The following is a 23222-nucleotide window of genomic DNA, read 5'->3' as shown; positions in this document are numbered from 1 at the left end:
TATGATGAAACCGGATGAAGTTGCGCAGTATTTGCAGGAACACCCGCAGTTCTTCAATGAATATGCTGATTTGCTAGCGGATCTCCAGATTTCCCACCCGCAGGATGAGAAAGTAATCTCGCTCAATGAGAGACAAGTTATTTCATTGCGGGAAAGAAATCGCGTTTTGCAGGATAAATTATTGGAATTGATTAGTTTTGGTGAGGAGAACGACGCCATTGGAGAGAAAATGCATCGACTGGCGATCGCTTTACTTTCTGTTTCGAATATGGACGAACTGTTTCATGCGCTGTATTTCAGTTTGAAAGAAGATTTTGCCATTCCGCTGGTGGCCATGCGTGTCTGGAATGTGGCTAATTATGGTAAAACCAATGCTGAATTTATGGCCGTCAGCGAAGATGTGCAAACGATTGCCGAGAGCTTGCCGCAGCCTTATTGCGGTAGTCATATCGTAGATGAAATTAAGCAATGGTTTGGTGAAGGCGCTGAGCATCTTAATTCGTTTGCGATGATTCCTTTGAATACTACCCGAACCATCGGTTTGGTGGTTCTGGGCAGCCCTGATATCGAGCGGTTTTACCCTGAAATGGGAACGTTACATCTGAAACGGTTAGGGGAGCTGGTGTGCACGACGGTGACACGTTATGATCAAGCCGAAACCGTGGGTAATTTGGCTGATCAGCAGACAGTGATTGATGAACAACACTCCTGAATTGCTGGCTACTGCGTATATTGATCACTTAACTTATGAGCGCCGCTTGTCGCCGCTGACTTGTAAAAGCTATGCACGTGATATTTGCGCTCTGTTGCAACATCTAGGCGCAGACGATTTGAATCAAGTGCAAGCGCCCAATATTCGTCAAGCGATTGCGCAACTTCACAGTAAAGGGCTTGGCGGTAGAAGTCTAGCCAGAATGTTATCAGCCTGGCGGGGTTTTTATAATTTTTTAATTCGTAGGCATGGCTTGCAGCATAATCCTTGTCATACAGTACGCGTTCCCAAATCGCCGCAGAAATTGCCGCATGCGCTGTCACCCGATGAGGCTACACGACTGTTGGAATTTCCAGTTGATAACATTCTCACGGCGCGTGATCGTGCGATGTTTGAATTATTCTATTCCTCGGGTTTAAGGCTGGCGGAACTGACGCAACTCCGTCCTGTGGATGTCCATTTTGCGGAAGGAACAATCAGGGTTCTGGGCAAAGGTGGCAAAGCGCGCATTGTGCCGGTAGGAGAGTATGCGCTTCAGTCCTTAACTGCTTGGTTGAAGTTACGATTGCAGATTATCAAACCCAATGTTACGGCGCTTTTTTTATCGCAACGTGGTGATGCGATCAGTATGCGCGCTATTGCTTATCGATTGAAAAGCAGAGCGAGACAACAGGGCATGCATCAGAATGTACATCCGCATGTTTTGCGGCATTCGTTTGCTTCACATGTGTTGCAATCCAGTGGTGACTTGCGCGCGGTTCAGGAAATGCTCGGACACGCTCACATTACTTCCACTCAGGTATACACTCATCTCGACTTTCAGCACTTAACAAAGATTTACGATGCTGCACATCCGCGCGCAAAGAAAAAAAATTAACAGGTTGTTGAAGAACTCACTGCATTGGCTGTTCGAAAATGTTTTTCAACGCTTGTATACGTTGATAGGGTCTTTCTATCGGAATCGGCGATGTTTTATACGTTATAATCAGGTTTTGTGACGCATTAAGAAATTTCATGACAACAATTGTTTCAGTAAGGCGCGGCTCTCACGTTGCACTGGGTGGCGATGGCCAGGTAACGCTCGGCGCTGTAGTCGCCAAATCCAGTGCACGTAAAGTCCGCAGACTGTATCATGACAAAATTCTGGCTGGATTTGCCGGAGGAACCGCCGATGCTTTTACCTTGTTTGAACGCTTTGAAGGTAAGCTGGAAGCCCATCAGGGGCATATCATGCGTGCTGCGGTTGAGTTGGCTAAAGATTGGCGCACCGATCGTATTTTGCGCAGATTGGAAGCTATGCTGGTGGTAGCCAATGAAGAGGCAACGCTGATTGTTACCGGCGCCGGCGATATCATCGAGCCTGAATTGGGTATCGCCGCGATTGGCAGCGGCGGTTCCTACGCACTGGCCGCTGCGCGTGCATTATTGGAGAATACGGATTTTCCCCCTCAAGAAATTGTGAAAAAAGCGCTGACTATCGCGGGCGATATCTGTATTTATACCAATCAGGACCATATTATCGAAACTATCGATTAAATTTTTCGATAGCTTATAGCCGCTGTTTACATTACATCCAACATAGAATCTGAAACCATGTCACAAATGACTCCGCAGGAAATTGTTCACGAGCTGGACAAACATATTATTGGCCAGGACTCAGCCAAAAGGGCTGTTGCAATTGCGCTGAGAAATCGTTGGCGCCGCCAACAGGTTGCTGATCCTCTGCGCCAGGAGATCACGCCGAAGAACATCCTGATGATCGGGCCAACCGGCGTCGGTAAAACCGAAATTGCACGTCGTTTGGCCAAACTTGCAGATGCGCCTTTTATCAAGATTGAGGCGACTAAATTTACTGAGGTTGGCTATGTTGGACGCGATGTTGATTCAATTATTCGCGATCTGGCGGAAACGGCCGTGAAGGAATCACGAGAAAGAGAAACTCGCAAGAAGCAACCACTTGCCGAAGATCGTGCCGAGGATCGTATTCTCGATGCACTATTACCAGGTTCCAGGGACTTTGGGACACAAGTCAATGCGGATGATCACGATAATTTGACACGACAAAAGTTTCGTAAAAAACTGCGTGAAGGAGAGTTGGATGATAAGGAAATCGAAATTGAGATAGCGGCTCCTCGCGCCAGTATGGAAATTTTTGCGCCGCCAGGAATGGAAGACTTGACATCCCAAATTCAAGGCATGTTTCAGAATATGGGTGGCGAAAGAAAGAAAACCCGCAAATTGACGATACGTGAAGCAAAAAAAATATTGTTGGAAGAAGAAGCTGCAAAAATGGTCAATGATGAAGAATTGAAACTATTGGCGATCCAGAATGTGGAACAGAACGGTATTGTATTTTTGGATGAAATAGACAAAATTGCCAGCCGGGCCAGCAATGCCGGTGGGGATGTTTCACGGCAGGGTGTGCAACGCGATTTGCTGCCTTTGGTGGAAGGCACGACCGTTTCCACTAAATACGGCATGATCAAAACCGATCATATTCTGTTTGTCGCCAGTGGCGCGTTTCATATGTCCAAACCTTCCGATTTGATCCCGGAGCTGCAAGGACGTTTTCCTATTCGCGTTGAGCTGACCAGCCTGAGTGTTAGTGATTTTGAGCAGATACTGACTAATACCGACGCTTGTCTTACGCGCCAATATGAGGCACTGTTGGCTACCGAGGGCGTAACATTACAATTTAACGGCGATGCGATCAAACGTCTGGCTGAAATTGCGCACTCTGTTAACAGCAAAACTGAGAATATCGGTGCCAGACGCTTGCATACCGTCATAGAAAAGCTGCTCGAAGAAGTTTCCTATAATGCGCCTAAACATAGCGGCAAAACCTTGGTCATTGATGCAGCGTATGTTGATGAGCGTCTTAAGGATCTGTCACAAAGTGAGGATTTGGCAAGATATGTTTTGTAACAGCTACTGGTTGTAGTCTTAATCTAAAACCCAGCAACCCTGTGGTATTGCCACAAGATTGCTGGTTCGATTTCATTCAAAAGAGAAATATTTTTTTAATTTATTCCAGAAGCTATCTGAATTTTCCTGAGTTGCTCCATTTCTTGCAGATAGTAAATTTTCCATGGTAAACAGATAGACGCGTGATAATTGTTCAAGGTCATCGACCTCGACATACTCATTCAGTTTGTGAATAGTCGCATTACGCGGACCGAATTCGATTACCTGGGAGCAGATATCTGCGATAAACCGACCATCTGAAGTGCCCCCTGAGGTGGATAATTGCGGCTCGATAGCTGTAACTTTAGTAATGGCAGTGCTTATGGCGTTGGCTAGTTCGGCCTTAGGTGTAAGATACGGTTTTCCTGATAGTTCCCACTGCAATTCATAATCCAGCCCAAATTGATCGAGCGTTTCATGTACTTTTTTTGTGAGCGATTCAACCGTGCTAGCGGTAGAAAAGCGAAAATTGAATAATAAATTCAGCGTGCCGGGAATAACATTGGTGGCGCCTGTTCCAGCATTGATATTGGAAATATGCCAGGTTGTCGGTTGAAAAAATTCATCACCCTGATCCCATTCTGTATTTGCCAGTTCTGCAATCACCGGAGCAGCCAGATGAATTGGGTTCTTGGCCAAATGCGGATAGGCGATATGGCCTTGCATACCTTTGATGGTGAGGTTGCCAGATAAAGAGCCGCGTCGGCCATTCTTGATGGTATCGCCAAATTTGTCACTGCATGTTGGTTCACCCACAATGCAGTAGTCGAGCAATTCGCCGCGTGCTTTAAGTGTTTCGACCACTTTGGCAGTGCCATCGATCGCAACGCCTTCTTCATCTGAAGTGATCAGCAATGCGATGGATCCTTGATGATGGGCATGCTGTGCGAGAAATGCTTCAATAGCGGTGATAAAAGCTGCTAACGAGGATTTCATGTCGGCAGCTCCGCGCCCATATAAACGGCCATCGCGGATAGTTGGTGTGAATGGATCACTATTCCATTGTTCTAGCGGTCCAGGAGGAACAACATCGGTATGTCCGGCGAAGCAAAGCACTGGTGCAGTGCTGCCACGTCTAGCCCAAAGATTATCGACATTTCCGAAGCGCATTTTTTCAATATGGAAGCCGAGTTTCTCCAGATGGTCAATTAAGATTTGTTGACACCCATCATCGGCAGGCGTGAGTGATCGGCGAGCAATCAGTGTTTGTGCAAGTTCCAGTGTGTCATTGGGCATAATTGTTTTCCTAAGTTTAATGAATTAAATGATTTAGTTAAGTACTGGATTACTTCTGCTTCTGCTGCCTTTGCCTATTAAAATTGCCGAGTTGTTTGCGGATCAAAGCGAACGAATAGAGTCTGATATTTATAATGTATGCGCTCGAGACGGAATTTTAGCTGCAATACATCACCGGTTAATTATTTTTATTGTGCCAAGCTTGCTTAATTCTGTGCATGATCAATATAACCGTCTTTCTCGGTGCGCCAATATTCAGTCGCATAAACCCGCTGCCTTCCTTGCCGAATTGCGTGCCGGGATTCATGCCAACGCCCGCTTCATGGACGAAAAAATGTTTCAGCTGTGCGTCTGTCATGTTCATTGTCCGGCAGTCTAGCCACAGCAGATAAGTGCCTTCGGCTTGGATTACTTTGATTTCGGGTAAGTGCTCGGCCAAGAATGCTTCAACGCAATTGCGCGTGTCGCGCAAATAAATCAATAGCGCTTCCAGCCATGCTTCACCTTTGTGGTAGGCGGCTTCAAATGCAGCGATGCTGAACGGATTGGATGCGCTGACGTGAAAATTATTGAAAATTTGTGTCATGGTGCTGCGCGTGGAATGGTCTGGAATTATCAGTGCCGACAGATTTAATCCGGGAATGTTGAAGGTTTTGCTGGGAGCGACTGCCGTAATGATTTTAGCGTTATTTTTTGCAATTGCGGCGAGGGCGAGGTGTTGATTGCCGGGGTAAATCAAATCAGCATGGATTTCGTCAGAAAAAATGATTAAATCTCGTTTTTCAGCAACTTGTAGCAGATGTTCCAGCTCATTGGATTGCCAAACACGGCCAACTGGATTATGTGGTGAGCACAGCAGCAGCAATTTCGCTTGCTTGGTGCATTGCTCCAGATGATCACAATCAAGCGTGTAGCGGCCATTTTGCAGCAATAGCGGATTTTGAATCAGTATTCGATCAGTCTGTGTGACAGCTGAAAAAAAAGGAAAATATACCGGTGGTTGGATAATGACCGATTCACCGGGTTGTGTGAATGCCATCACGGCGGCGTTGATTGATGGCACCACGCCGGGGCAGAGGATAATCCAGTCGCGCTGAATGCTCCAGCCGTGCCGTCGTTTCATCCAATGGATCAGAGCATCATACGTGCTATCGGGGAAAAGCGTATAGCCGTATATCGGGTGCTGGGCGCGTGCTATCAATGCCTGGGTGACTGCAGGTGGCGCGGCGAAATCCATGTCGGCTACCCACGCTGGGATGACTTCGCTGCTGCCGAACATAGCTTGCCGAGCGTCATGCTTGACGCTGTGAGTTGCTGCGCGATTGATCTCGTGGTCAAAATTAAAACCACTGCTCAAGAAGTTTTCTCCCAGATCGTGACTTCAGACAATGTATGCTGGAATTTGCGCTTAGTTTCACGGATGACAAAAGGCACGGACTGCGGACCTTGTATCAGGCGGAAGTTTTTTCCCAAAATTTCTTTCAAGCCATCCAGTGTGGTGAAATTCTCGCCATCGCGCTTGAGGCCGCCAACCCAAGATTCTTTCTTGGTATGTTCAGTCAGCCAGGTGTAAGGTGATGCGATCATCAGCAAACCGCCCGCGTTGATGCGCGTATGAATGTTGCTGAGCAGTTTGTCTGGATCATACAACCGGTCGATTAAGTTGGCAGCAAGAATTAAGTCGTAACCGGTAAAAATTGACTTTAAATTACACGCATCGCCCTGATAAAATTCAACACGATCTTTGACCTGATCCAGTCCCAGATCGGATAGCGTGCGTTCTTTGTAAGAAACCAAATCGCCTTCTTCGGTCAAGGTGTAGCGTAGGGTGCCTTGTTGCACCAGTTGCACGCCCTGACCAATGAAGCGCGCGGAAAAATCGATACCGGTGACATGATCAAAGCCGCGCGCCAATTCAAAAGTGGAGCGGCCAGATGCACAGCCCAGATCCAGCGCAGTGTGCTTGGGTTTATCTCCCATTGCTTCGAGCGCAATTTCTGCCAGTGCCTTGGAGAAATTGGGCACGTCGAAATAGACGTCACCATAGTGAAATTCTGCATACTCCGAGAGCAGTTTGTCGGTTTCATAATTGGAAGCCGGCAGTGTCGTTGGCGCATCCGAAACCACATAGCGGAAGCCCGCATGCTGGAAGAAATGGCGACGAAAGGCATAACGCGCGCTGCGCAACGATTCGTTGCCACAAGCAATCCATGAACCTCCTTTGATCAAATTGTGCTGGCCATCAAATGTTGGTGTGGTGAAGTCGTCATAGTGCGGGTGCACGTCAAAGCCAGAAAACGGATAGGTGGGTGTTTCTGTCCATTGCCAGACGTTTCCGACGATATCGAAAAAATCGCCGTAGGCAAATTCAGTGACCGGACAACTCGATGCGTAATAATCCAGATGCAGATTGCCGCAAGCTTTCGTATCCATCGGCACTTCGGGTAATTGTGCGGCGTCATAGAGCCGATACCATTCATCTTCGGTTGGCAATCGCACAGGTTGTTTTGTCATAGCAGCTTTCCAGTTACAGAACGCCTTCGCTTCGTGATAATTGACCTCAACCGGCCAATCCCACGGCATCGGAATTTCCTCGGTCATCAGGCGCAGGTGCCATGTGCCGTCTCTTCTGATCCAGAATACCGGGTGTTCTGCTTGCGTGAATTTTTGCCAGGAGCGGCCTTCCTCCTGCCAATAATTTTCTGTTCGATAACCATTGGCTTCAACGAAAGGTAAGAATTCCTGATTGCTGACCAGAAACTTGCTTGCTTGAAAGGCTGGGATATCGGCTGTATGTGAACCATATTCATTATCCCAGCCGTAATGTTGATGGTCTGTTTTGTTCTTTTCGATTGTGACGGTGCCTACTTCAACGCGAATCAATTCATTTTCCGGCGCGGTTCCGGACTTGCGGCAGGGTTGCCAATCCGGATGTGGTTGCACAAAATGCAACGCGTGCTGACGGATCAGTACCGAGGAAGTTTCCAGATGGATGCGTTCGTGTTCAATGCCCATCAGTATCGGCCACCAGTTACTTTCCCAGGAAATTGGTAAAGTCAGCGGCATGGTGCTGATGAGTTCATCGACCATGGTGCGCATGGATTTTCGATAAGAGCGCACCTCTTCGACGCTGGGCCAATTGTAATGTGTGCTGTCCAGATCGTCCCAGCTCATTTCATCGACACCAACGGCAAAAATCGATTCCAGGCGGGGATCGATGCGCTCGGTGATTAGCCCGGCAAGAATAAGCTTGTTAACAAAAAATGTTGCGGTATGACCCAGATAGAAAATCAATGGGTGGCGCAATGCAATGGGTTTTTTATAGTACGCTTCGTCATTACGTAGCGTTTCAAATAGTTGTTCATAGCGATCCAGCGTGGTGTGGAAATAACTACGGATTTCCTCACGCTTTAGACTGATATCAGCGCCATCAAGCAGCGGTATTCTTTGGAATAGAGGTTGTGACATAACTTATTTTTAGCGGATTATTCAATTCTTTGGCGGGTATTATAACGCTTCATGCTTTTTAGTTCATATTCAATGAAGTTAATACCACAAGTTTCTAATTTGCGGATAGTTTGCGAAATAGCAACGAAATATACAGTGAAACTAAAAAATGCGGTAGCCATTAGATTAACAACTAAAGTAGAGAACTTCTGGTCGACCAGAAGTTCATTTGGAGAGAATCGAAGCTGAATGAATATTTCTATTGATGATATAAGCCAAACTCTATTACACAATAGAGTTTGGCTGGTGAAGAACCTGCTGCTAATGCTGGGTCTCTTGATTACTTATTGGACAATTAAGAAATCTGCTGCTGATAAGGGTGCAACTCCCGCTATAGTAGCAAATTGAACCGCAGCACCGAAGCCATTGCCATTGGCATCATAGGATAACGCGCCGGTAGAGGTGTCGTAAATCAAGAAATCGTCAGCGTCCATCGCGACAGCACCAGGGCCAATTTTGAGATTGCCCGCAGCAATGCCTCCTGGCGCCCCAAAACTGGTAAATATATCATTGTCTAAACGGATGGTATCGACGGGTGCGAAAAAACCGTTGATGGTATCCACGTTGGTCGCGCTATTCAACGGGGTGTTGAACAGATAGTGATCGGTGGCGCCGAGACCCGCAAAAAGGATATCATTTCCAAGCCCGCCAGCCAAAATATCATCGCCATTGTCGCCGCGCAAGATATCATTGCCTGATCCTCCCTGCAGAATATCATTGCCATCTCCACCGGCCATAGTGTCGTTACCTGATCCACCATTTAAGGTATCATTGCCTCCCAATCCGAAAAGACGATCATTGCCGTTTAACCCACTGATGATATTGTCGGCTGAGTTGCCATTGATTTTGTTGCCGTTCTCGTTACCCGTGCCGTTAATGATGGCGGCGCCTGTGAGATTGAGATTCTCGATACCAAATCCCAAAGTGTGTGTAACGGAGGAATTTACCAAATCAACGCCTCCTAAAGCATCATTGAAAACTTCTGCCGCTACATCGCTCAGATTGTCCACAAAGTAAATGTCATTCTGATCACCGCCATCCATATTATCGGCGCCAGCGCCACCGTCTAATACATCGTTTCCATTGAGACCACGGAGAATGTCGGTGCCATTGAAACCGGAAATAGTGTCATTGCCATTGGTTCCATCTAATTGTGGAAAGAATTGAAAGAAAACACCATTAAATTGAAATGTGTTGTTGTCATTAAAGTTTGTGCCGTTAACGATTGCCATTTTATCACCTCATGCGGTTAGAAATTTAAATGAGCAGCCCAATCGGTGAGCATTGTATGGATTAAGCGCTATGCCAAAGCCAGTAGGAATGTATTTATCTCCGGCTGTGCTACTCAGTGAATATAACCAAAATCCATAACATATCGATTATTTGATTATTTAATAACCTAATGTTATTAATACGTAATATATCATTCTGAAAGGAAGATTTAGGTTACGCCGCTATAATAATCTCTTGAAGCTGGATTATTTGTGAGAAAAACCACATCGGAATAAAAGTTGATTGCTCCCTGCCAAATGCCCCAATAGCCGTACCGAATCAAGACTTAAATTGACTCAACGTTAACTAGACCTGGTTGCCTGAAACACGTTAGAATCACTAATTTTTTGGTCCCTGCTTATCATGCACACTTGGCGCAAGGTATCGGCACACGCTAAGACACCGGTTGCACTTACCATAGGTAATTTTGATGGCGTTCATTTAGGCCATCAAGCGATACTTACTCGCTTAAAAGATGTTGCCAATCAACTTGGACTTCCTGCTTGTGTGATGACCTTTGAACCGCACCCGCGCGAATTTTTCGCGCCGGATCAAGCCCCAGCGCGTTTGACCAGTTTGCGGGAAAAATTGAATCGCTTGATCAAGGCCGAAATCGATTGCATTCATATCTGTCGTTTTAATTACGACTTTGCCAGGATCAATCCGGAACAATTCATTTCACAGATTCTGAATCAAGATTTGCGTGTTTGCTGGTTATTGGTGGGTGATGATTTTCGTTTTGGCGCACGTCGTGCTGGAGACATTGCAATGCTACAAGCGCTCTCCGCGGAGAATAACTATACGCTGGAAGTTATGCCGAGTATTGCCATTGACAATCAACGTGTTTCCAGCACTGCCATCCGGCAGGCGCTGACTAATGGTGACTTGGATACGGCCGCAAAACTGTTGGGTAGACCCTACAGTATCAGTGGTCGCGTCATCGATGGTGACAAATTAGGCAAGCAAATAGGGTTCCCGACAGCGAATATTCAATTGAAGCATAACCAGCCACCGCTTTCCGGTATTTTTGTTGTATCAGTCTATGGCGCCAATTCTTCATCATTGGAGACTCCACTACCGGGTGTAGCCAGCTTGGGTGTACGTCCAACAATCTATGAGAACGGTAGACCTGTATTAGAGGTTCATTTGCTCGACTTTGATGATGAAATTTATGGACGGTACTTGCGCGTTGATTTTCTGCACAAACTACGTAACGAAGAAAAATATGCAGATATCAGTACGCTTATCCTGCAGATCGAAAAAGATGTTGCACAAGCCAAGGAATTTTTTATGACCACGCCAATTCAATATAATCGCTTGTGCCGCGCCCTTTAACTTATTCATTGTAACTTTCATGATTGATTATAAGAAAACCCTCAATTTGCTCGATACGCCTTTTCCGATGCGCGGCAATCTTGCCAGCCGTGAGCCCGGCATGTTGAAAGCCTGGCAAGAAAAAAATCTATACCAAAAAATTCGTTCTGTTAGCAAAGGCCGCCCGAAATTCATACTGCACGATGGCCCTCCGTATGCTAATGGCGATATTCATATTGGTCATGCGGTCAATAAAATTCTTAAGGATGTCATCGTCAAAAGTAAAACATTGTCCGGCTTTGATGCGCCCTATGTTCCTGGCTGGGATTGCCATGGTTTGCCGATTGAGCATCAGATCGAGAAAAAATATGGCAAGCACTTAGCCGCCGATAAAGTGCGCGAACTCTGCCGTGCTTTTGCTAATGAACAGGTTGAGCGCCAGAAAGCCGATTTCATTCGCTTGGGCGTGTTGGGTGATTGGGAACATCCATACCTGACAATGAATTTCAAAACAGAGGCTGGCATTATTCGCGCACTGGGGAAAATTTATCAGAGTGGCTACCTGTATCAAGGTCAGAAACCTGTAAACTGGTGTATAGATTGCGGTTCCGCATTGGCTGAAGCGGAGGTGGAGTATGAAGATAAAAGCTCACCTGCGATTGATGTGGGTTTTGCAATTCCGTCCGCGCATCAATTGCTCGGCAATGTTTTTGGTGTCTCTGTTCCAGAAAATATCCAAAGCTATGCCATCATCTGGACCACTACGCCATGGACATTGCCTGCTAATCAAGCCGTCTGTGTTCACCCCGAATTTGACTATGCGCTAGTACAAACAACGCGAGGCTTATTGATACTTGCCAGTGAATTGCAACAAGCCTGTCTCGAGCGATACGACTTGACCGGCGAAACACTGGCTACATGCAAAGGCCAGGCGTTGGAGCACTTGCCACTGCAACATCCGTTTGAAGCGCGTGCGGTAAAAATCATTTGCGGCAAGCATGTCACATTGGAAGCGGGTACAGGGCTTGTACACACGGCGCCCGCACATGGTCTAGACGATTATTTTGTTGGGCAAAATTACAACTTGCCGAGTGAGAGTCCAGTGGATGGCGATGGTAAATTTATTGCTCATATCCCTTTGGTTGGCGGACTCTCTGTATGGAAGGCCAACGATGTTGTGATTGATACACTTAAAACCAATGAGCACCTGTTTTGCCTAAAAAAGATAGATCATAGCTACCCACATTGCTGGCGTCATAAAACCCCCATTATTTTTCGCGCCACGCCGCAATGGTTTATCGGCATGAATTTGCATAAGACAGATGCTGCATCTACGCAGGATAAAACGCTGCGTGAACTGGCTATGCAAGCGGTCGATACCACGGCATTTTATCCGACATGGGGCAGAGCACGTCTGGAAGCGATGATTAAGAACCGTCCGGATTGGTGCGTATCACGCCAACGTAATTGGGGTGTTCCGATGACATTTTTTGTGCATAAAGACACCCATGTGCTACATCCACACTCACTTGAATTGCTCGAGGAAATAGCGCAAAAGGTGGAACAGCAAGGTATCGAAGCGTGGTTTGCGTTGGAAGCATCCGAATTGCTCGGTGGAGAAGCCAAGGATTATAAAAAACTAACCGACACTCTGGATGTCTGGTTTGATTCCGGCACCACGCACGACACGGTTGTTAAAGCAGAGGCACAGCTTACATTCCCAGTTGATTTGTACTTGGAGGGCTCCGATCAGCATCGTGGCTGGTTCCAATCTGCGCTGCTAACTGGCTGCGCTATTGACGGTCGTGCGCCATACAAAGCGCTGCTCACGCACGGCTTTGTGGTGGATGGGAATGGTCATAAAATGAGCAAGTCGAAAGGGAACGTGATTGCGCCGCAAAAAGTGATAAATACTTCCGGTGCCGATATTTTGCGCTTGTGGGTTGCGTCTACCGATTATTCCGGCGAGCTTTCCATTTCCGAAGAAATTCTAAAGCGGGTGATTGAAAGTTACCGCCGTATTCGTAATACGCTGCGCTTTTTATTGGCCAATCTGATGGATTTTGATCCGCAAACTGATTTAATCGAGGTTGCGAATTGTTTGGAAATTGATCGTTATATGCTGGCGCTAACAGAAACATTTCAAGACGATCTGACACAATGTTATGACCGCTATGAATTTCATCAAGCGGTGCATAAACTACATAATTTTTGTTCTGAGGATTTGGGCGGCTTCTATCTGGATATTCTCAAGGATCGTCTGTACACGGCAGCAACAACAGGCCTGCCTCGCCGTTCTGCACAAACTGTGCTGTATCATATTGCACATTGCTTGGTGCGACTGTTTGCGCCGATTCTGAGTTTTACTTCGGAGGAAGTCTGGGAGCATCTGACGGATGATAGCCAAGATAGCGTGTTGTTGCATAATTGGCATATCTTTCCGGCGCAGCCTGATGCCGAGCTGTTGCAACACCGCTGGGCGAAAATACGTACATTACGCTCACAAGTACTGAAAAAACTGGAAGATTCCCGTATTCAGGGAGAAATAGGCTCTTCACTAGCGGCGACAGTTGAAATCCGCGCTCGCCCCGAGGATTTTGCCTTGCTCAGCTCGCTGGGTCATGATTTGCGTTTTGTATTGATTGTCTCTGCAGTCGACTTGATTCAAATCAATGCCGCTCAGCAGGAAAGTATCGTTGTGACGTCCAGCACACACACAAAATGTGAACGATGCTGGCATTATCGCCAGGATGTCGGGCATCACGCGGATCACCCAACTTTATGTGAACGTTGTGTTTCCAATCTTTATGGCAGCGGTGAAGCACGTAACTATGCCTAGAACTTAATGATCATTTAACGGATACCTCTCATGAAGCTTCACATCAGTTTGGCCATCGCTTTAATTATTTTAGTGCTGGATCTCGTAAGTAAATACTGGGTAGAGTCTACCTTGGAATTCGGTCAAGTTATTCCACTGACTGGTTTTTTTAATCTGGTACTCACCTATAATCCCGGCGCTGCATTCAGTTTTCTGAGTGACCAATCGGGCTGGCAGCGTTGGTTTCTGAGTGGTGTTGCAGGCAGTGCGGCGCTTTTGATTATCTATTTACTCAATCGATACCAGCATGAAAAATTATTCTGCTTGTCATTGAGTCTGATTCTTGGTGGTGCGCTAGGCAATTTGTATGATCGCATTACACTGGGTCATGTGGTTGATTTCCTGGATTTTTACGTCGGCACTTATCACTGGCCTGCTTTCAATGTCGCCGATTCGGCGATCTGTATCGGCGCGGCATTGATGATCTACGAAAGCTTCAGAAAAGATAAGGCAGAAAATACTCAGAAGAAAATCAAGCAATAAGTCTTACTTTCTCGATTTTCTCTCTTTGGTAATAGGGCTCTGCAAAGTATAGCCTTTTTCTTTCATTTTATATCCTCCGTAAGCGCCAGCCCCAACAGCGGCAATTGTCCAGCAGCCGGATAACAGTGATAATGCTGCTGATAAAGAGATTATCCTCAGTATCCACTTATTTTTCTGCATCTTATATCCCTAAACAAGAATTCAGTATCCATAACCATCGCCTAACGATGATTTATTGTATCAATGCTGATGGTGCCAAGGTGTGAATCCTGTGATCCGATACTTAACCCCCACTCCCTAGTTCACCTTCGCGACAATGGTAACCCCCAACAACGACTTCTTTGCTGACAATGATTCACCAACTGCTTTTCAGTTATTCGATAATACCGGCGAATTTGCAATTCACGCAAATAAATCAGACAGCAAATCAAATATGCGATGCCAACTTAAGCCAATGATTACAAGTAGCAATAATATTTAATATAGCTGTTAGATCCCGGCATAGCAGAGCGTTAGCTGATGAAACAGCTAGAACTGTCCATGCGGGTATCTGTCAAGGAACTTAATCAATGGAATTCTCAGGTAATGTGTCAGTCTAATTTTTAGTCTGACACTACAAATGTTCAATGGAGCTTTTATGCGGGGCGCTCAATGGATCTATCTGACAATCGTGCTATTGGCAATCGCTGTAAGCAGTTCTGCATGGGCGCATGGATTTCGACATAGTCATAATCATTTAAGTATTGGGTTAGGTTACTACGGCCCAGGATTTTATGGTGGTTACGGGTATGGTGGTTACGGGTATGGAGGTTATGGTTTTGGTCGTTATGGATTTGGTGGGTATGGGTATGGTTACCCTTCTTATTACTTTCCGCCCGTATACGCTTATCCTCCGCCAGTGATTGTTCCGGCTACGCCACCTGTTTATATTGAGCAACAAGCGCAGCAACCAATGCAGCCTGCACAACCACAAACCAATTACTGGTACTATTGTCAGGATCCTGATGGTTACTATCCTTATGTCAGGAAATGTCCTGGTGGCTGGCTGCAAGTTGCGCCGCAGCCGCCAAGACAATAACAATAACATGAGAGGCTAAGTATATGCTTACTTTGAGAAGATTATCCACACTGCTGGCGATGGGCTTGGTAACTGCTTGTGTCAATATGCCGACTGGTCCGAGCGTTATGGCGTTGCCAGGCACAGGGAAAAGCTTTGAGCAGTTTCGTTATGATGATTTTGAATGCAGGGGTTATGCCCATCAGCAAATTGGCGGTAAAACGCCGCGACAGGCTTCTCAGTCCAGTGGTATAGAAAGCGCGGCGATTGGAGCTGGGCTTGGCGCCGCTGCAGGTGCTGCTATAGGTGGAGGGCAGGGTGCTGCCATTGGTGCAGGTACGGGGCTGTTAGCGGGCGGTGTTGTTGGTTCTGGTACGGCTGATACTTCCGGGTATATGAGTCAACGGCAATACGACATGAGCTATATTCAATGCATGTATGCAAAAGGCCATCGCGTCCCGGTTTCGGGGAGAATTACGGGTAACCAGCCTGCGAGCAGCAACACGGGGCCAAGAGTTACAAATCCATCAGAGAATTTTACGCCACCACCGCCACCAGCAGGAAATCCACCACCTCCGCCACCGCAATAAATGCAGGGTGATTTTGTGGCGCAGCGGGATGATTAAGAAGCAAAATTGATCCCCAACGACAGGAGGTTCAGAAATGATTGAACAGGAAAAAATTGTAGTGCCGGAAGTAGTGTCCTGCGATGTATGTTTTAAAGAAATACCGTTATCTGAGGCTACGAGCGTCAAATCGACTGATTACATCGTGTATTACTGCGGTCTTGAGTGTTACGACAAATGGAAGAAACAGGAAGAAGGCTCGGGATCTTTAATGGACAATTGAGTCCGAAAACTAGGGTTAATATCCATTAAACAGATCGTGTCCTTCGATCTGAATTCGCCAGAGATTTGATTGCGGCAGAGGATAGGATTAGGAAGAAACACGTAAGCTATGATTTTTGCTCGCGCTGATCACATTTTTATTCAGTATTCAGAAGAAAATCATTGTGGTGGTATCACGTAATCCACTGTCAACATCTCCAACAGATGCCCGTTAGGGTCGTGAAAATAAACACCGCGGCCGCCATAGTTGTGATTGATCGTCATATCATCCGCATTACCTGGGCCGCTGCCATAGGTAATTTGCTCAACCTGCAGTCGCGCAAATATTTCATCAAATTCCTGTTCGGATACTTTGAACGCATAGTGAATCGATAAAAACTGTTCCTTGTTATCGAAATCCAGACTTAAGGTGTTGTTGACACGCACCACGATGAAATGAGAAAACGCACCGACATATTCAAAGCCAAACACACAACTATAAAATTTCGCCGACTCGACTTTATCGAAGCAGGGCACGATGGTGTGATTAAGGGTGATTGCCATTGTTGTTCTCCTTTTGTATTTCCTCTTAGCAACAATTCACGTTCCGCAAAACGTTTGATACACGCGTTCCGACGGCGCGGGTGGTGTGCGATAATCATAGTGCTCCGGCGCATCGGTATATGGATTTTGTAGTGCCGCAAGCAACTGCTGCATCAACGTGTAATCACCCTGTTCGGAAGCAGCAGATAGCGCTTCCTCGACGCGATGATTGCGCGGAATGATTGCAGGGTTATTGGCTTGCATCAAACGCACCGATAATTCCTTAGTTTCGGATTGGCGCGCCAATCGTGCCTGCCAGCGAGCATGCCACGCCTCAAAATCGGCATCTTGAAACGTGTTATCTATAGGTAAGGTTCCTGCGGACAGCGCGCGGAAGGTGTTGGTGTAATCAGCTTGATGTTGATACATCCAGGTGAGTAGGCTGGCAATTAATTCAGAATCTTCGGTTTCTTCTGTCATTAATCCTAATTTCTTGCGCATTCCTGCTAGCCACTCGGCTTGATATTTCGCCGGAAAAGCATGAATGGCTTCTTCCGCCAATGTTACGGCTTTTTCTTGCGCCGTATCAATCAATGGCAGCAAGGTTTCAGCTAAACGCGCGAGATTCCATTGTGCCATCTGCGGCTGATAGCTATAACGATAGCGACCGTTCTGATCGATCGAACTGAATACCGTGTTGGGATTATAAGCATCCATGAATGCACACGGGCCATAGTCGATCGTTTCACCGCTGATGCTCATGTTATCCGTATTCATGACACCATGAATGAAACCCGACAGCAGCCATTTTGCGATCAACGCGGCTTGACGTTCAATTATCCGGTTTAGCAGCGACAGATAAGGATTTTCGGCATCATTCAGATCAGGGTAATGACGCCAAATCGCATAATCCGACAGGATTTTAATCGCATCAACACCACCTTGTCCGGCGGCATATTCAAACGTTCCGACGCGAATATGACTGGCTGATATTCGAGTAAGAATTGCACCGGGAAGCTGAGTTTCCCGCATCACTTGCTCTCCGGTGGTGACCACGGCAAGGCTGCGCGTCGAGGGAATGCCCAGTCCATACATCGCTTCACTGATGATGTATTCGCGCAGCATCGGTGCTAAAGCTGCGCGGCCATCACCGCGCCGGGAAAACGGAGTCTGGCCGGAGCCCTTGAGCTGAATGTCGAATCGCTTACCGCTTGGCGTGAGATGCTCTCCCACTAAAATCGCCCGCCCATCGCCCAGCATCGTGAAATGACCAAACTGATGGCCAGCGTAGGCTTGCGCGATCGGTTGCGCCCCTTGCGGCAACACATTTCCGGAAAACAGCAAGGCAACTTCTTCGGCAGACAACACGCCGAGATCCAATCCCAACGATTCTGCAAGTGCATGATTTACTATTACGGTCTGAGGAGCGTTTACCGGAACAGGGGGTAGTTGGGCGTAAAAATAATCGGGTAAGCGTGCATAACTATTATCGAAGCGCCAGCCCACACGATCACTGGTTTGTTTTTTTTGAGATTTCATAGTTCTTTTTCACATTATTTGAATCGGATATTGCTGCACAATATACGGTATTGTATGGGACGTAGCGTGCAACCACCTGATTCATTTATGACCGCTTTAAAAATGATTGGTTTGTGTCCTTGATTTTCTGACGGAGAGATTTTAGATAGGGATAGTAGTGCACTTCCAGTGCATGACGGGGGCGGGCAATAAATTGATGTGCCCAATATTCGCCTTCACGCAAAGCTTGTTCGCGCCAATCGGAGGGCAGTTGAGTCGTTTTGCTCAACCATTGCCCGACTAGCCGGGATTGTGCCTCCGCGAGTGTCCAAATGCAGCCCTGAGGCTGTATTAATCCGATGAAAAACAAGCTGGGATGATCGGGATGAAAGATACGCAAGTAAAGCGGAATATGCGCGGCATCTTCCCAGTTAATAAATTTTGCGTCAAAAAAAGGAAAACTGATTTTATAACCGGTGGCGGCAATGATGACATCATACTTCTGCGAAGAGCCATCGCTAAAATGCACGGTTTGTCCCGAGATGTCCTGAATGCCTGGACGAGGGCATATTTTGCCATGCCGAATTTTATTGAAGATTTCTGAATTGATAGTGGGGTGTGCCTGCGTGGGTGAAAAATCAGGCTCGGGTAATCCATAGTCACGATAACGCCCGATCTGGATTCGCAGGGAAATTTTTTGCAGCCAGCTTTGCATGCTCTGCGGTAACCACTGCAACGAAGCCGCAAAAGTATCAGTGGGTTTTCCCATAATGAGCTTGGGAATAATATACTGCGCAGAGCGCAAGCTCATGTCGACGCAAGCGGCATCACGGCTCGCTTCAACCGCGCAATCACAGCCCGAGTTTCCGGCACCAACCACGAGTACCCGCTGGTTTTCTAAGCCCTGATTAGTTTTGTAGTCATGTGCATGCAGATATTTTCCGGAAAAATTATCTTTCCAATCAGGGTGGCATGGAATTGCAAGATGGCCATTGGCAATCACCAGATAATCACATTCTGATTGCGTGCCATCACTCAGAGACAAACGCCACCGTTCATTTTCTATTTTTTTAATATGTTGGATGGCAACATTGAACCGGATATATTTTTCCAACTGAAAATGCCGGGCATACGCCTGGAAATAGGCTAGTATCTGTTGGTGACTGGGGTAATCTGGATAGTCATCCGGCATCGGAAAGTCACTGAACTGCGACATGGATTTGCTGGAAATCGTATGCGTTACCCTGCAGACACTGCTATCGCTGGGTGTCGATGTATACACCCAGTTACCACCGATCTGGTTGCTTTTCTCATAACAAACGATATCTTTCAAGTCTGCTTCCACCAGATGCTTGATTGCGGTGAGACCGGAACAACCGGCACCGATGATTGCAATGCGCATTTTTATTGTAACTCGGTGAGTATCACGTTATCGATAATGAATCATTCTATCGCACTTAATGCAGTGTCGAATAAATGGTCGGATGAATGTGGCGTAGCAAACGCGGTAATTAGACAACGCTATGGTTTTATATCCGTAACCAAATGAATATTATGCTTGGTGGTATGGCTGTTGCCCGTATACACTAATCCCATTTATATTTTTCTACTATGGGAGTAATTTTGGCCTCTCCACGACAAATTGTGAAAAATGAACTTGAAGAACCAACCTTGCGATTGGCCGTGTTGATTGATGCAGATAATGCTCAGGCCGCCGTTATAGAAGCGTTGCTTGCTGAAATTGCGCGTTTCGGGGAAGCAACGGTCAAGCGTATTTATGGTGATTTCACATCGCCAGCCAGCGCATCCTGGAAAAAAGTGCTGCAAAAGTATGCAATCAAGCCGGTTCAACAATTTGCCTATACCACCGGAAAGAATGCGACCGATAGCGCATTGATTATTGATGCGATGGATCTTCTCTATACAAATAAATTTGATGGGTTTTGTCTGATCACTAGCGACAGTGATTTTACCGGGCTTGCCATGCGGTTGCGCGAAGAGGGGCTTACGGTACTTGGGTTTGGCGAAAAGAAAACACCGGATGCCTTTCGCAATGCGTGTAACAAGTTTGTATTCACCGAAATTCTGCGTTCCAGCCGAGTCACTGAATCTGACCCATTGCCACCCGAAGTGAAGACGAAAAAGAAATCAACCAAAGCCAAAGCCACCACTAAAGCAGTAGAGCAAAAACCGCAATTTCCCGAACAATTTGTTTTGACCGCACTGGAGCAGTCCGTTGATGATACGGGTTGGGCTAACCTGAGCGTGTTTGGAAGCTATTTGACCAAGCTGCAGCCCGATTTTGATTCGAGACTGTATGGCTACAAAAAACTCTCGGATCTCGTCAAAGACAAAAAGGATCTTTTTGAAATCGAAGAACGGCAAACAGCGGCATCAAACAGGACAACCCTTTACCTGCGTACTAAAATGCAATAAATTCACCTGCAATCAGGCAAACATATTTATCAGCGTATTGCTCGGCATCGAGGAAGATTTCCTGAAACTCTCCCGGTCAGTAAAACGCGTTGCGTAATGAATGTTTTTTTCGTGTGGCTGGCAGTAGCATACTTATCTGACCCATCATTTGATTAAGCTATTTTAAAATACAGCAAATACTTAATTAATAATTCCAAAAAACTATCGGATGAGCCGAGCATAAAAAATTCAACAGCGCATAACCTAATTGTTCAGGCAGGATTCCAAGATTTTACTTTCACAAAGCCATTTTACGCGATTGAAAAACCGAAACGGGGATTAGTCCGTTATTCTTCCTTCTAGCGTTGCGCGGGAGTGAGCGGCTTTTTCTTCAATTAACTGAGTAGCGGCATCAACCTGTCCCCAGGTGTTCCAGAGTAGGACGCCGCGCACCTGATTATCGCGTAAATAATAAATGATGCCTTTGCGGAATGGTTCCTTCCAGTCTTCGATAATGTCGAGACTTGCATCCAGCTCTCCCACTGCTTCGTAACTCAGATCAAACAAGTCAGAATAAAAGAAAGGCTGATGACGATAGCTATCCGATTGTCCGGCCATGTTTCGACCTGCCATCTCCCCCATGACGTTCGAATTGTCTTCGTGTTCCACGCGCATGCGCTTATCCAGCACTGTGCTATGGAAGTTTGCCACATCGCCTGCTGCGTAGATGTCGGGATTGCTCGTGCGCAGTTGTTCGTCCACGATAATGCCGTTGTCTACTGTAAGTCCGGCTTGTGCGGCTAATTCGGTATTAGGCTGAATGCCCAGCCCGGCCACAATTCCATCTGCGGAAATTTCCGTACCGTTTTCCGTGGTCACAATGGTCTTGCCGCCAGCAGTAGCACGCACTGATTTGATGGTTTCAGACGCGAGTATGGTCACTCCCTTCTCGCGATAATAGGAATTTATGAACTCAGCCAGAGGTCGTGGATAAACCCGTGCACCGATACCGCTTTCCGGAAAAATCATCGTGACCCGCTTGTTGTTCATGGCAAGTGCCGCGCTGATTTCGGAACCGATAAAGCCTCCCCCGATCACTACAAAATCCGAACCTTGTGCACTCAATTCACGCAGCTTGCAATAGTCATCGGCGGTTCTAAAGTAGATTATGTTCGTGTCTAAATCCGGCAAGCGCCGCACGGAACCTCCTGTGGCTAGTAACAGTTTTTCATAGGTGTACACGTTGCCAGCATCATCTGTCGCGGTTTTCTTGGATGAATCAAGTGCCACAATTTTTTTGCCCACATGTGCTGCGACATTGAGTCCTTCGGCATTACGCCAAATGGATTCATACGGCGCATCCTTCCATAACGATTTAGAAAGAGGCGGACGATCATAAGGCAGATGCCGCTCCTCGCAAATCATGGCAATGGCACCTTGCTGGTCAATTTTACGGATACCGCGAACAGCGGAGTCGGCAGCCATGCCGCCGCCAACGATGAGGTATTTATGGTGTTTCATGACAGGATTCTCCTTTATGAAAAAGCATCAAGCGCATACTTAGAGTTGTATAAATTATAACGTGATCTGACTGGCGGGCGTTATGTTTATGCCTTGTCTATTGGTGCTTGCAACAATGTATGGATGATCGCTTATGCCTTTGAGTGATTTTTGGTTTTGATGAAATAGGGGCTTAAAGAATTGCTGATATTATCCGGCGGCTATCGTGAATCGAAGGGCAGTTGAACAGAATTATTAGTGGATTTGAATCAACAGGTCCCAAAGGAAGCGCCCAAGCTGGCTATCATTGACGACATTAAACAAATCGAGGAGCCAAAAATAAGCCGCCGCAGATTCTCCATACACCGGATTTGATCAGAGCTCGGATTAATTATTATTCGATACCCTTTTAGGGCCTACTAGATAGTCGTCCCTGAAAAATTCTCGCTAATTGCCATCTTGGAACAGCAGCTTCAAAAGGTAGTTGTCCATAACAGAGCTTAACAACCTGTCCAGTTTTGCGGTACCACTTCAAATTTCATCTTGGGTACTTCATGTAAGCAGGAATCTTCTTTTTAGGCTTTGGTGGCGTACGATGGATATCAGATATAGCCATAAACTACTTTAAAACAGTTCTGGGTGTTGGTTTCAGCTATTTGTGATGCTCCTGATCGTTGGTATCGGTAGTGACCTGTTATCCAGTTTTTACGCCAAAATGGGTAAAAATGTTCTGAATTATGAAGATCTGGCGGTTATGCTGATTTTTTTGATTGCGTTGCAGCTAGAACATATGCTCGCTGGATTAACAATAATGAGCAACATGGGGCAAAGGCAGCCGAGATGTACGGGCAGCATTTGGGCAAAATTGATAAATAGACTATTGATTTTATGTTAAATAATGGCGGAGAAGGCGGGATTCGAACCAGCCTTATTGATCTATAAGTGATTGTTTTATAGAGGTTGCGTTTTTGATGTTGACTAAATGTTGACCAAGCA

The 23222-nt window shown here is 46.4% G+C and carries 20 protein-coding genes; 11 read left to right on the top strand and 9 right to left on the bottom strand.

The genetic code is table 11. From position 1 onward, the window contains the following. The first annotated feature begins 1 nt into the window (after position 1). The 4 genes from Q0C11_RS03855 (at position 2) to hslU (ending at position 3637) form a co-directional block, all read left to right on the top strand. A complete protein-coding gene (locus Q0C11_RS03855) occupies positions 2-712 on the top strand; it encodes a DUF484 family protein (RefSeq protein WP_293005909.1) in 711 nt (236 codons plus the stop codon). Continuing rightward, complete coding sequence (gene xerC / locus Q0C11_RS03850; protein WP_293005907.1) at positions 696-1589, top strand: tyrosine recombinase XerC; 894 nt, start codon at positions 696-698, stop codon at positions 1587-1589. The genes Q0C11_RS03855 and xerC overlap by 17 nt, the downstream gene beginning before the upstream one ends. Positions 1590-1726: 137 nt before the next feature. Then, positions 1727-2248, top strand: coding sequence for an ATP-dependent protease subunit HslV (gene hslV / locus Q0C11_RS03845; RefSeq protein ID WP_293005905.1), 522 nt, complete (start codon positions 1727-1729; stop codon positions 2246-2248). A gap of 57 nt (positions 2249-2305) precedes the next feature. After that, positions 2306-3637: an ATP-dependent protease ATPase subunit HslU gene (gene hslU / locus Q0C11_RS03840; RefSeq protein WP_293005903.1), complete on the top strand. Its 1332-nt coding sequence runs from the start codon at positions 2306-2308 to the stop codon at positions 3635-3637. Between the two features lie 72 nt (positions 3638-3709). On the opposite strand, the gene dapE is transcribed toward hslU, so the two are convergent. The 4 genes from dapE to Q0C11_RS03820 form a co-directional block, all read right to left on the bottom strand. After that, positions 3710-4912, bottom strand: a complete 1203-nt coding sequence (dapE, locus tag Q0C11_RS03835; RefSeq protein ID WP_293005901.1) for a succinyl-diaminopimelate desuccinylase — start codon at positions 4910-4912, stop codon at positions 3710-3712. A gap of 178 nt (positions 4913-5090) precedes the next feature. Beyond that, positions 5091-6269, bottom strand: a complete 1179-nt coding sequence (locus Q0C11_RS03830; protein WP_293005899.1) for a MalY/PatB family protein — start codon at positions 6267-6269, stop codon at positions 5091-5093. Next, on the bottom strand, positions 6266-8380 hold the full coding sequence (ovoA, locus tag Q0C11_RS03825) for a 5-histidylcysteine sulfoxide synthase (RefSeq protein ID WP_293005897.1): 2115 nt from the start codon (positions 8378-8380) through the stop codon (positions 6266-6268). Before ovoA ends, Q0C11_RS03830 begins: the two co-directional genes overlap by 4 nt. A 323-nt stretch (positions 8381-8703) precedes the next feature. Then, positions 8704-9651, bottom strand: coding sequence for a calcium-binding protein (locus tag Q0C11_RS03820; RefSeq protein ID WP_293005896.1), 948 nt, complete (start codon positions 9649-9651; stop codon positions 8704-8706). A gap of 403 nt (positions 9652-10054) precedes the next feature. Between Q0C11_RS03820 and Q0C11_RS03815 the strand changes: the two genes are divergently transcribed. The 3 genes from Q0C11_RS03815 to lspA are packed head-to-tail and all read left to right on the top strand — an operon-like array spanning position 10055 to position 14366. Then, the gene (locus Q0C11_RS03815; RefSeq protein ID WP_293005894.1) at positions 10055-11026 is read left to right on the top strand and encodes a bifunctional riboflavin kinase/FAD synthetase; all 972 of its coding nucleotides are present in this window, start codon (positions 10055-10057) and stop codon (positions 11024-11026) included. Positions 11027-11045: 19 nt separating this feature from the next. Further along, positions 11046-13844, top strand: a complete 2799-nt coding sequence (gene ileS, locus Q0C11_RS03810) for an isoleucine--tRNA ligase (protein WP_293005892.1) — start codon at positions 11046-11048, stop codon at positions 13842-13844. Between the two features lie 30 nt (positions 13845-13874). Next, positions 13875-14366, top strand: coding sequence for a signal peptidase II (gene lspA, locus Q0C11_RS03805; protein WP_293005890.1), 492 nt, complete (start codon positions 13875-13877; stop codon positions 14364-14366). 3 nt (positions 14367-14369) lie between these two features. Here lspA and Q0C11_RS03800 read toward each other — a convergent pair whose 3' ends face one another. Next, positions 14370-14546 (bottom strand): hypothetical protein, encoded by a 177-nt coding sequence (locus tag Q0C11_RS03800; RefSeq protein WP_293005888.1) that lies wholly within the window; start codon positions 14544-14546, stop codon positions 14370-14372. Between the two features lie 457 nt (positions 14547-15003). Between Q0C11_RS03800 and Q0C11_RS03795 the strand changes: the two genes are divergently transcribed. The 3 genes from Q0C11_RS03795 (at position 15004) to Q0C11_RS03785 (ending at position 16272) form a co-directional block, all read left to right on the top strand. Continuing rightward, positions 15004-15444, top strand: coding sequence for a hypothetical protein (locus Q0C11_RS03795; protein ID WP_293005886.1), 441 nt, complete (start codon positions 15004-15006; stop codon positions 15442-15444). A 23-nt stretch (positions 15445-15467) separates the two neighbouring features. Further along, positions 15468-16013, top strand: coding sequence for a YMGG-like glycine zipper-containing protein (locus Q0C11_RS03790; protein WP_293005885.1), 546 nt, complete (start codon positions 15468-15470; stop codon positions 16011-16013). A gap of 73 nt (positions 16014-16086) precedes the next feature. Continuing rightward, a complete protein-coding gene (locus Q0C11_RS03785; protein ID WP_293005883.1) occupies positions 16087-16272 on the top strand; it encodes a DUF3330 domain-containing protein in 186 nt (61 codons plus the stop codon). A 158-nt stretch (positions 16273-16430) separates the two neighbouring features. Here Q0C11_RS03785 and Q0C11_RS03780 read toward each other — a convergent pair whose 3' ends face one another. The 3 genes from Q0C11_RS03780 to Q0C11_RS03770 all read right to left on the bottom strand — a co-directional run bounded on the left by Q0C11_RS03780 (position 16431) and on the right by Q0C11_RS03770 (position 19713). Further along, positions 16431-16814, bottom strand: a complete 384-nt coding sequence (locus Q0C11_RS03780; protein ID WP_293005881.1) for a VOC family protein — start codon at positions 16812-16814, stop codon at positions 16431-16433. Positions 16815-16850: 36 nt separating this feature from the next. Continuing rightward, entirely contained in the window at positions 16851-18332 is a 1482-nt protein-coding gene (locus Q0C11_RS03775; RefSeq protein ID WP_293005879.1) for a YdiU family protein, read from the bottom strand. 85 nt (positions 18333-18417) lie between these two features. After that, positions 18418-19713, bottom strand: coding sequence for an NAD(P)-binding domain-containing protein (locus Q0C11_RS03770; RefSeq protein WP_293005877.1), 1296 nt, complete (start codon positions 19711-19713; stop codon positions 18418-18420). 242 nt (positions 19714-19955) lie between these two features. Here Q0C11_RS03770 and Q0C11_RS03765 point away from each other — a divergent pair, with 242 nt between their 5' ends. Further along, positions 19956-20747 carry an NYN domain-containing protein gene (locus tag Q0C11_RS03765; protein WP_367273729.1) on the top strand — a complete coding sequence of 264 codons (792 nt, stop codon included), beginning with the start codon at positions 19956-19958 and terminating at the stop codon, positions 20745-20747. A 318-nt stretch (positions 20748-21065) separates the two neighbouring features. On the opposite strand, the gene Q0C11_RS03760 is transcribed toward Q0C11_RS03765, so the two are convergent. Next, entirely contained in the window at positions 21066-22247 is a 1182-nt protein-coding gene (locus Q0C11_RS03760; protein WP_293005873.1) for an FAD-dependent oxidoreductase, read from the bottom strand. Positions 22248-23222 lie beyond the last annotated feature (975 nt).

The sequence above is a fragment of the Nitrosomonas sp. genome (assembly GCF_022842015.1).
In the GTDB taxonomy this organism is placed as follows: Bacteria; Pseudomonadota; Gammaproteobacteria; order Burkholderiales; family Nitrosomonadaceae; genus Nitrosomonas.
This window is presented reverse-complemented; position numbering and strand designations above follow the sequence as displayed.

Excerpts from the sequence above, each read along its gene's own strand:
- Q0C11_RS03855 (WP_293005909.1), top strand. The coding sequence starts at position 2 with ATGATGAAACCGGATGAAGTTGCGCAGTATTTGCAGGAACACCCGCAG.
- xerC (WP_293005907.1), top strand. The coding sequence starts at position 696 with ATGAACAACACTCCTGAATTGCTGGCTACTGCGTATATTGATCACTTA.
- hslV (WP_293005905.1), top strand. The coding sequence starts at position 1,727 with ATGACAACAATTGTTTCAGTAAGGCGCGGCTCTCACGTTGCACTGGGT.
- hslU (WP_293005903.1), top strand. The coding sequence starts at position 2,306 with ATGTCACAAATGACTCCGCAGGAAATTGTTCACGAGCTGGACAAACAT.
- dapE (WP_293005901.1), bottom strand. The coding sequence starts at position 4,912 with ATGCCCAATGACACACTGGAACTTGCACAAACACTGATTGCTCGCCGA.
- ovoA (WP_293005897.1), bottom strand. The coding sequence starts at position 8,380 with ATGTCACAACCTCTATTCCAAAGAATACCGCTGCTTGATGGCGCTGAT.
- Q0C11_RS03820 (WP_293005896.1), bottom strand. The coding sequence starts at position 9,651 with ATGGCAATCGTTAACGGCACAAACTTTAATGACAACAACACATTTCAA.
- Q0C11_RS03815 (WP_293005894.1), top strand. The coding sequence starts at position 10,055 with ATGCACACTTGGCGCAAGGTATCGGCACACGCTAAGACACCGGTTGCA.
- ileS (WP_293005892.1), top strand. The coding sequence starts at position 11,046 with ATGATTGATTATAAGAAAACCCTCAATTTGCTCGATACGCCTTTTCCG.
- lspA (WP_293005890.1), top strand. The coding sequence starts at position 13,875 with ATGAAGCTTCACATCAGTTTGGCCATCGCTTTAATTATTTTAGTGCTG.
- Q0C11_RS03800 (WP_293005888.1), bottom strand. The coding sequence starts at position 14,546 with ATGCAGAAAAATAAGTGGATACTGAGGATAATCTCTTTATCAGCAGCA.
- Q0C11_RS03795 (WP_293005886.1), top strand. The coding sequence starts at position 15,004 with ATGCGGGGCGCTCAATGGATCTATCTGACAATCGTGCTATTGGCAATC.
- Q0C11_RS03790 (WP_293005885.1), top strand. The coding sequence starts at position 15,468 with ATGCTTACTTTGAGAAGATTATCCACACTGCTGGCGATGGGCTTGGTA.
- Q0C11_RS03785 (WP_293005883.1), top strand. The coding sequence starts at position 16,087 with ATGATTGAACAGGAAAAAATTGTAGTGCCGGAAGTAGTGTCCTGCGAT.
- Q0C11_RS03780 (WP_293005881.1), bottom strand. The coding sequence starts at position 16,814 with ATGGCAATCACCCTTAATCACACCATCGTGCCCTGCTTCGATAAAGTC.
- Q0C11_RS03775 (WP_293005879.1), bottom strand. The coding sequence starts at position 18,332 with ATGAAATCTCAAAAAAAACAAACCAGTGATCGTGTGGGCTGGCGCTTC.
- Q0C11_RS03770 (WP_293005877.1), bottom strand. The coding sequence starts at position 19,713 with ATGCGCATTGCAATCATCGGTGCCGGTTGTTCCGGTCTCACCGCAATC.
- Q0C11_RS03760 (WP_293005873.1), bottom strand. The coding sequence starts at position 22,247 with ATGAAACACCATAAATACCTCATCGTTGGCGGCGGCATGGCTGCCGAC.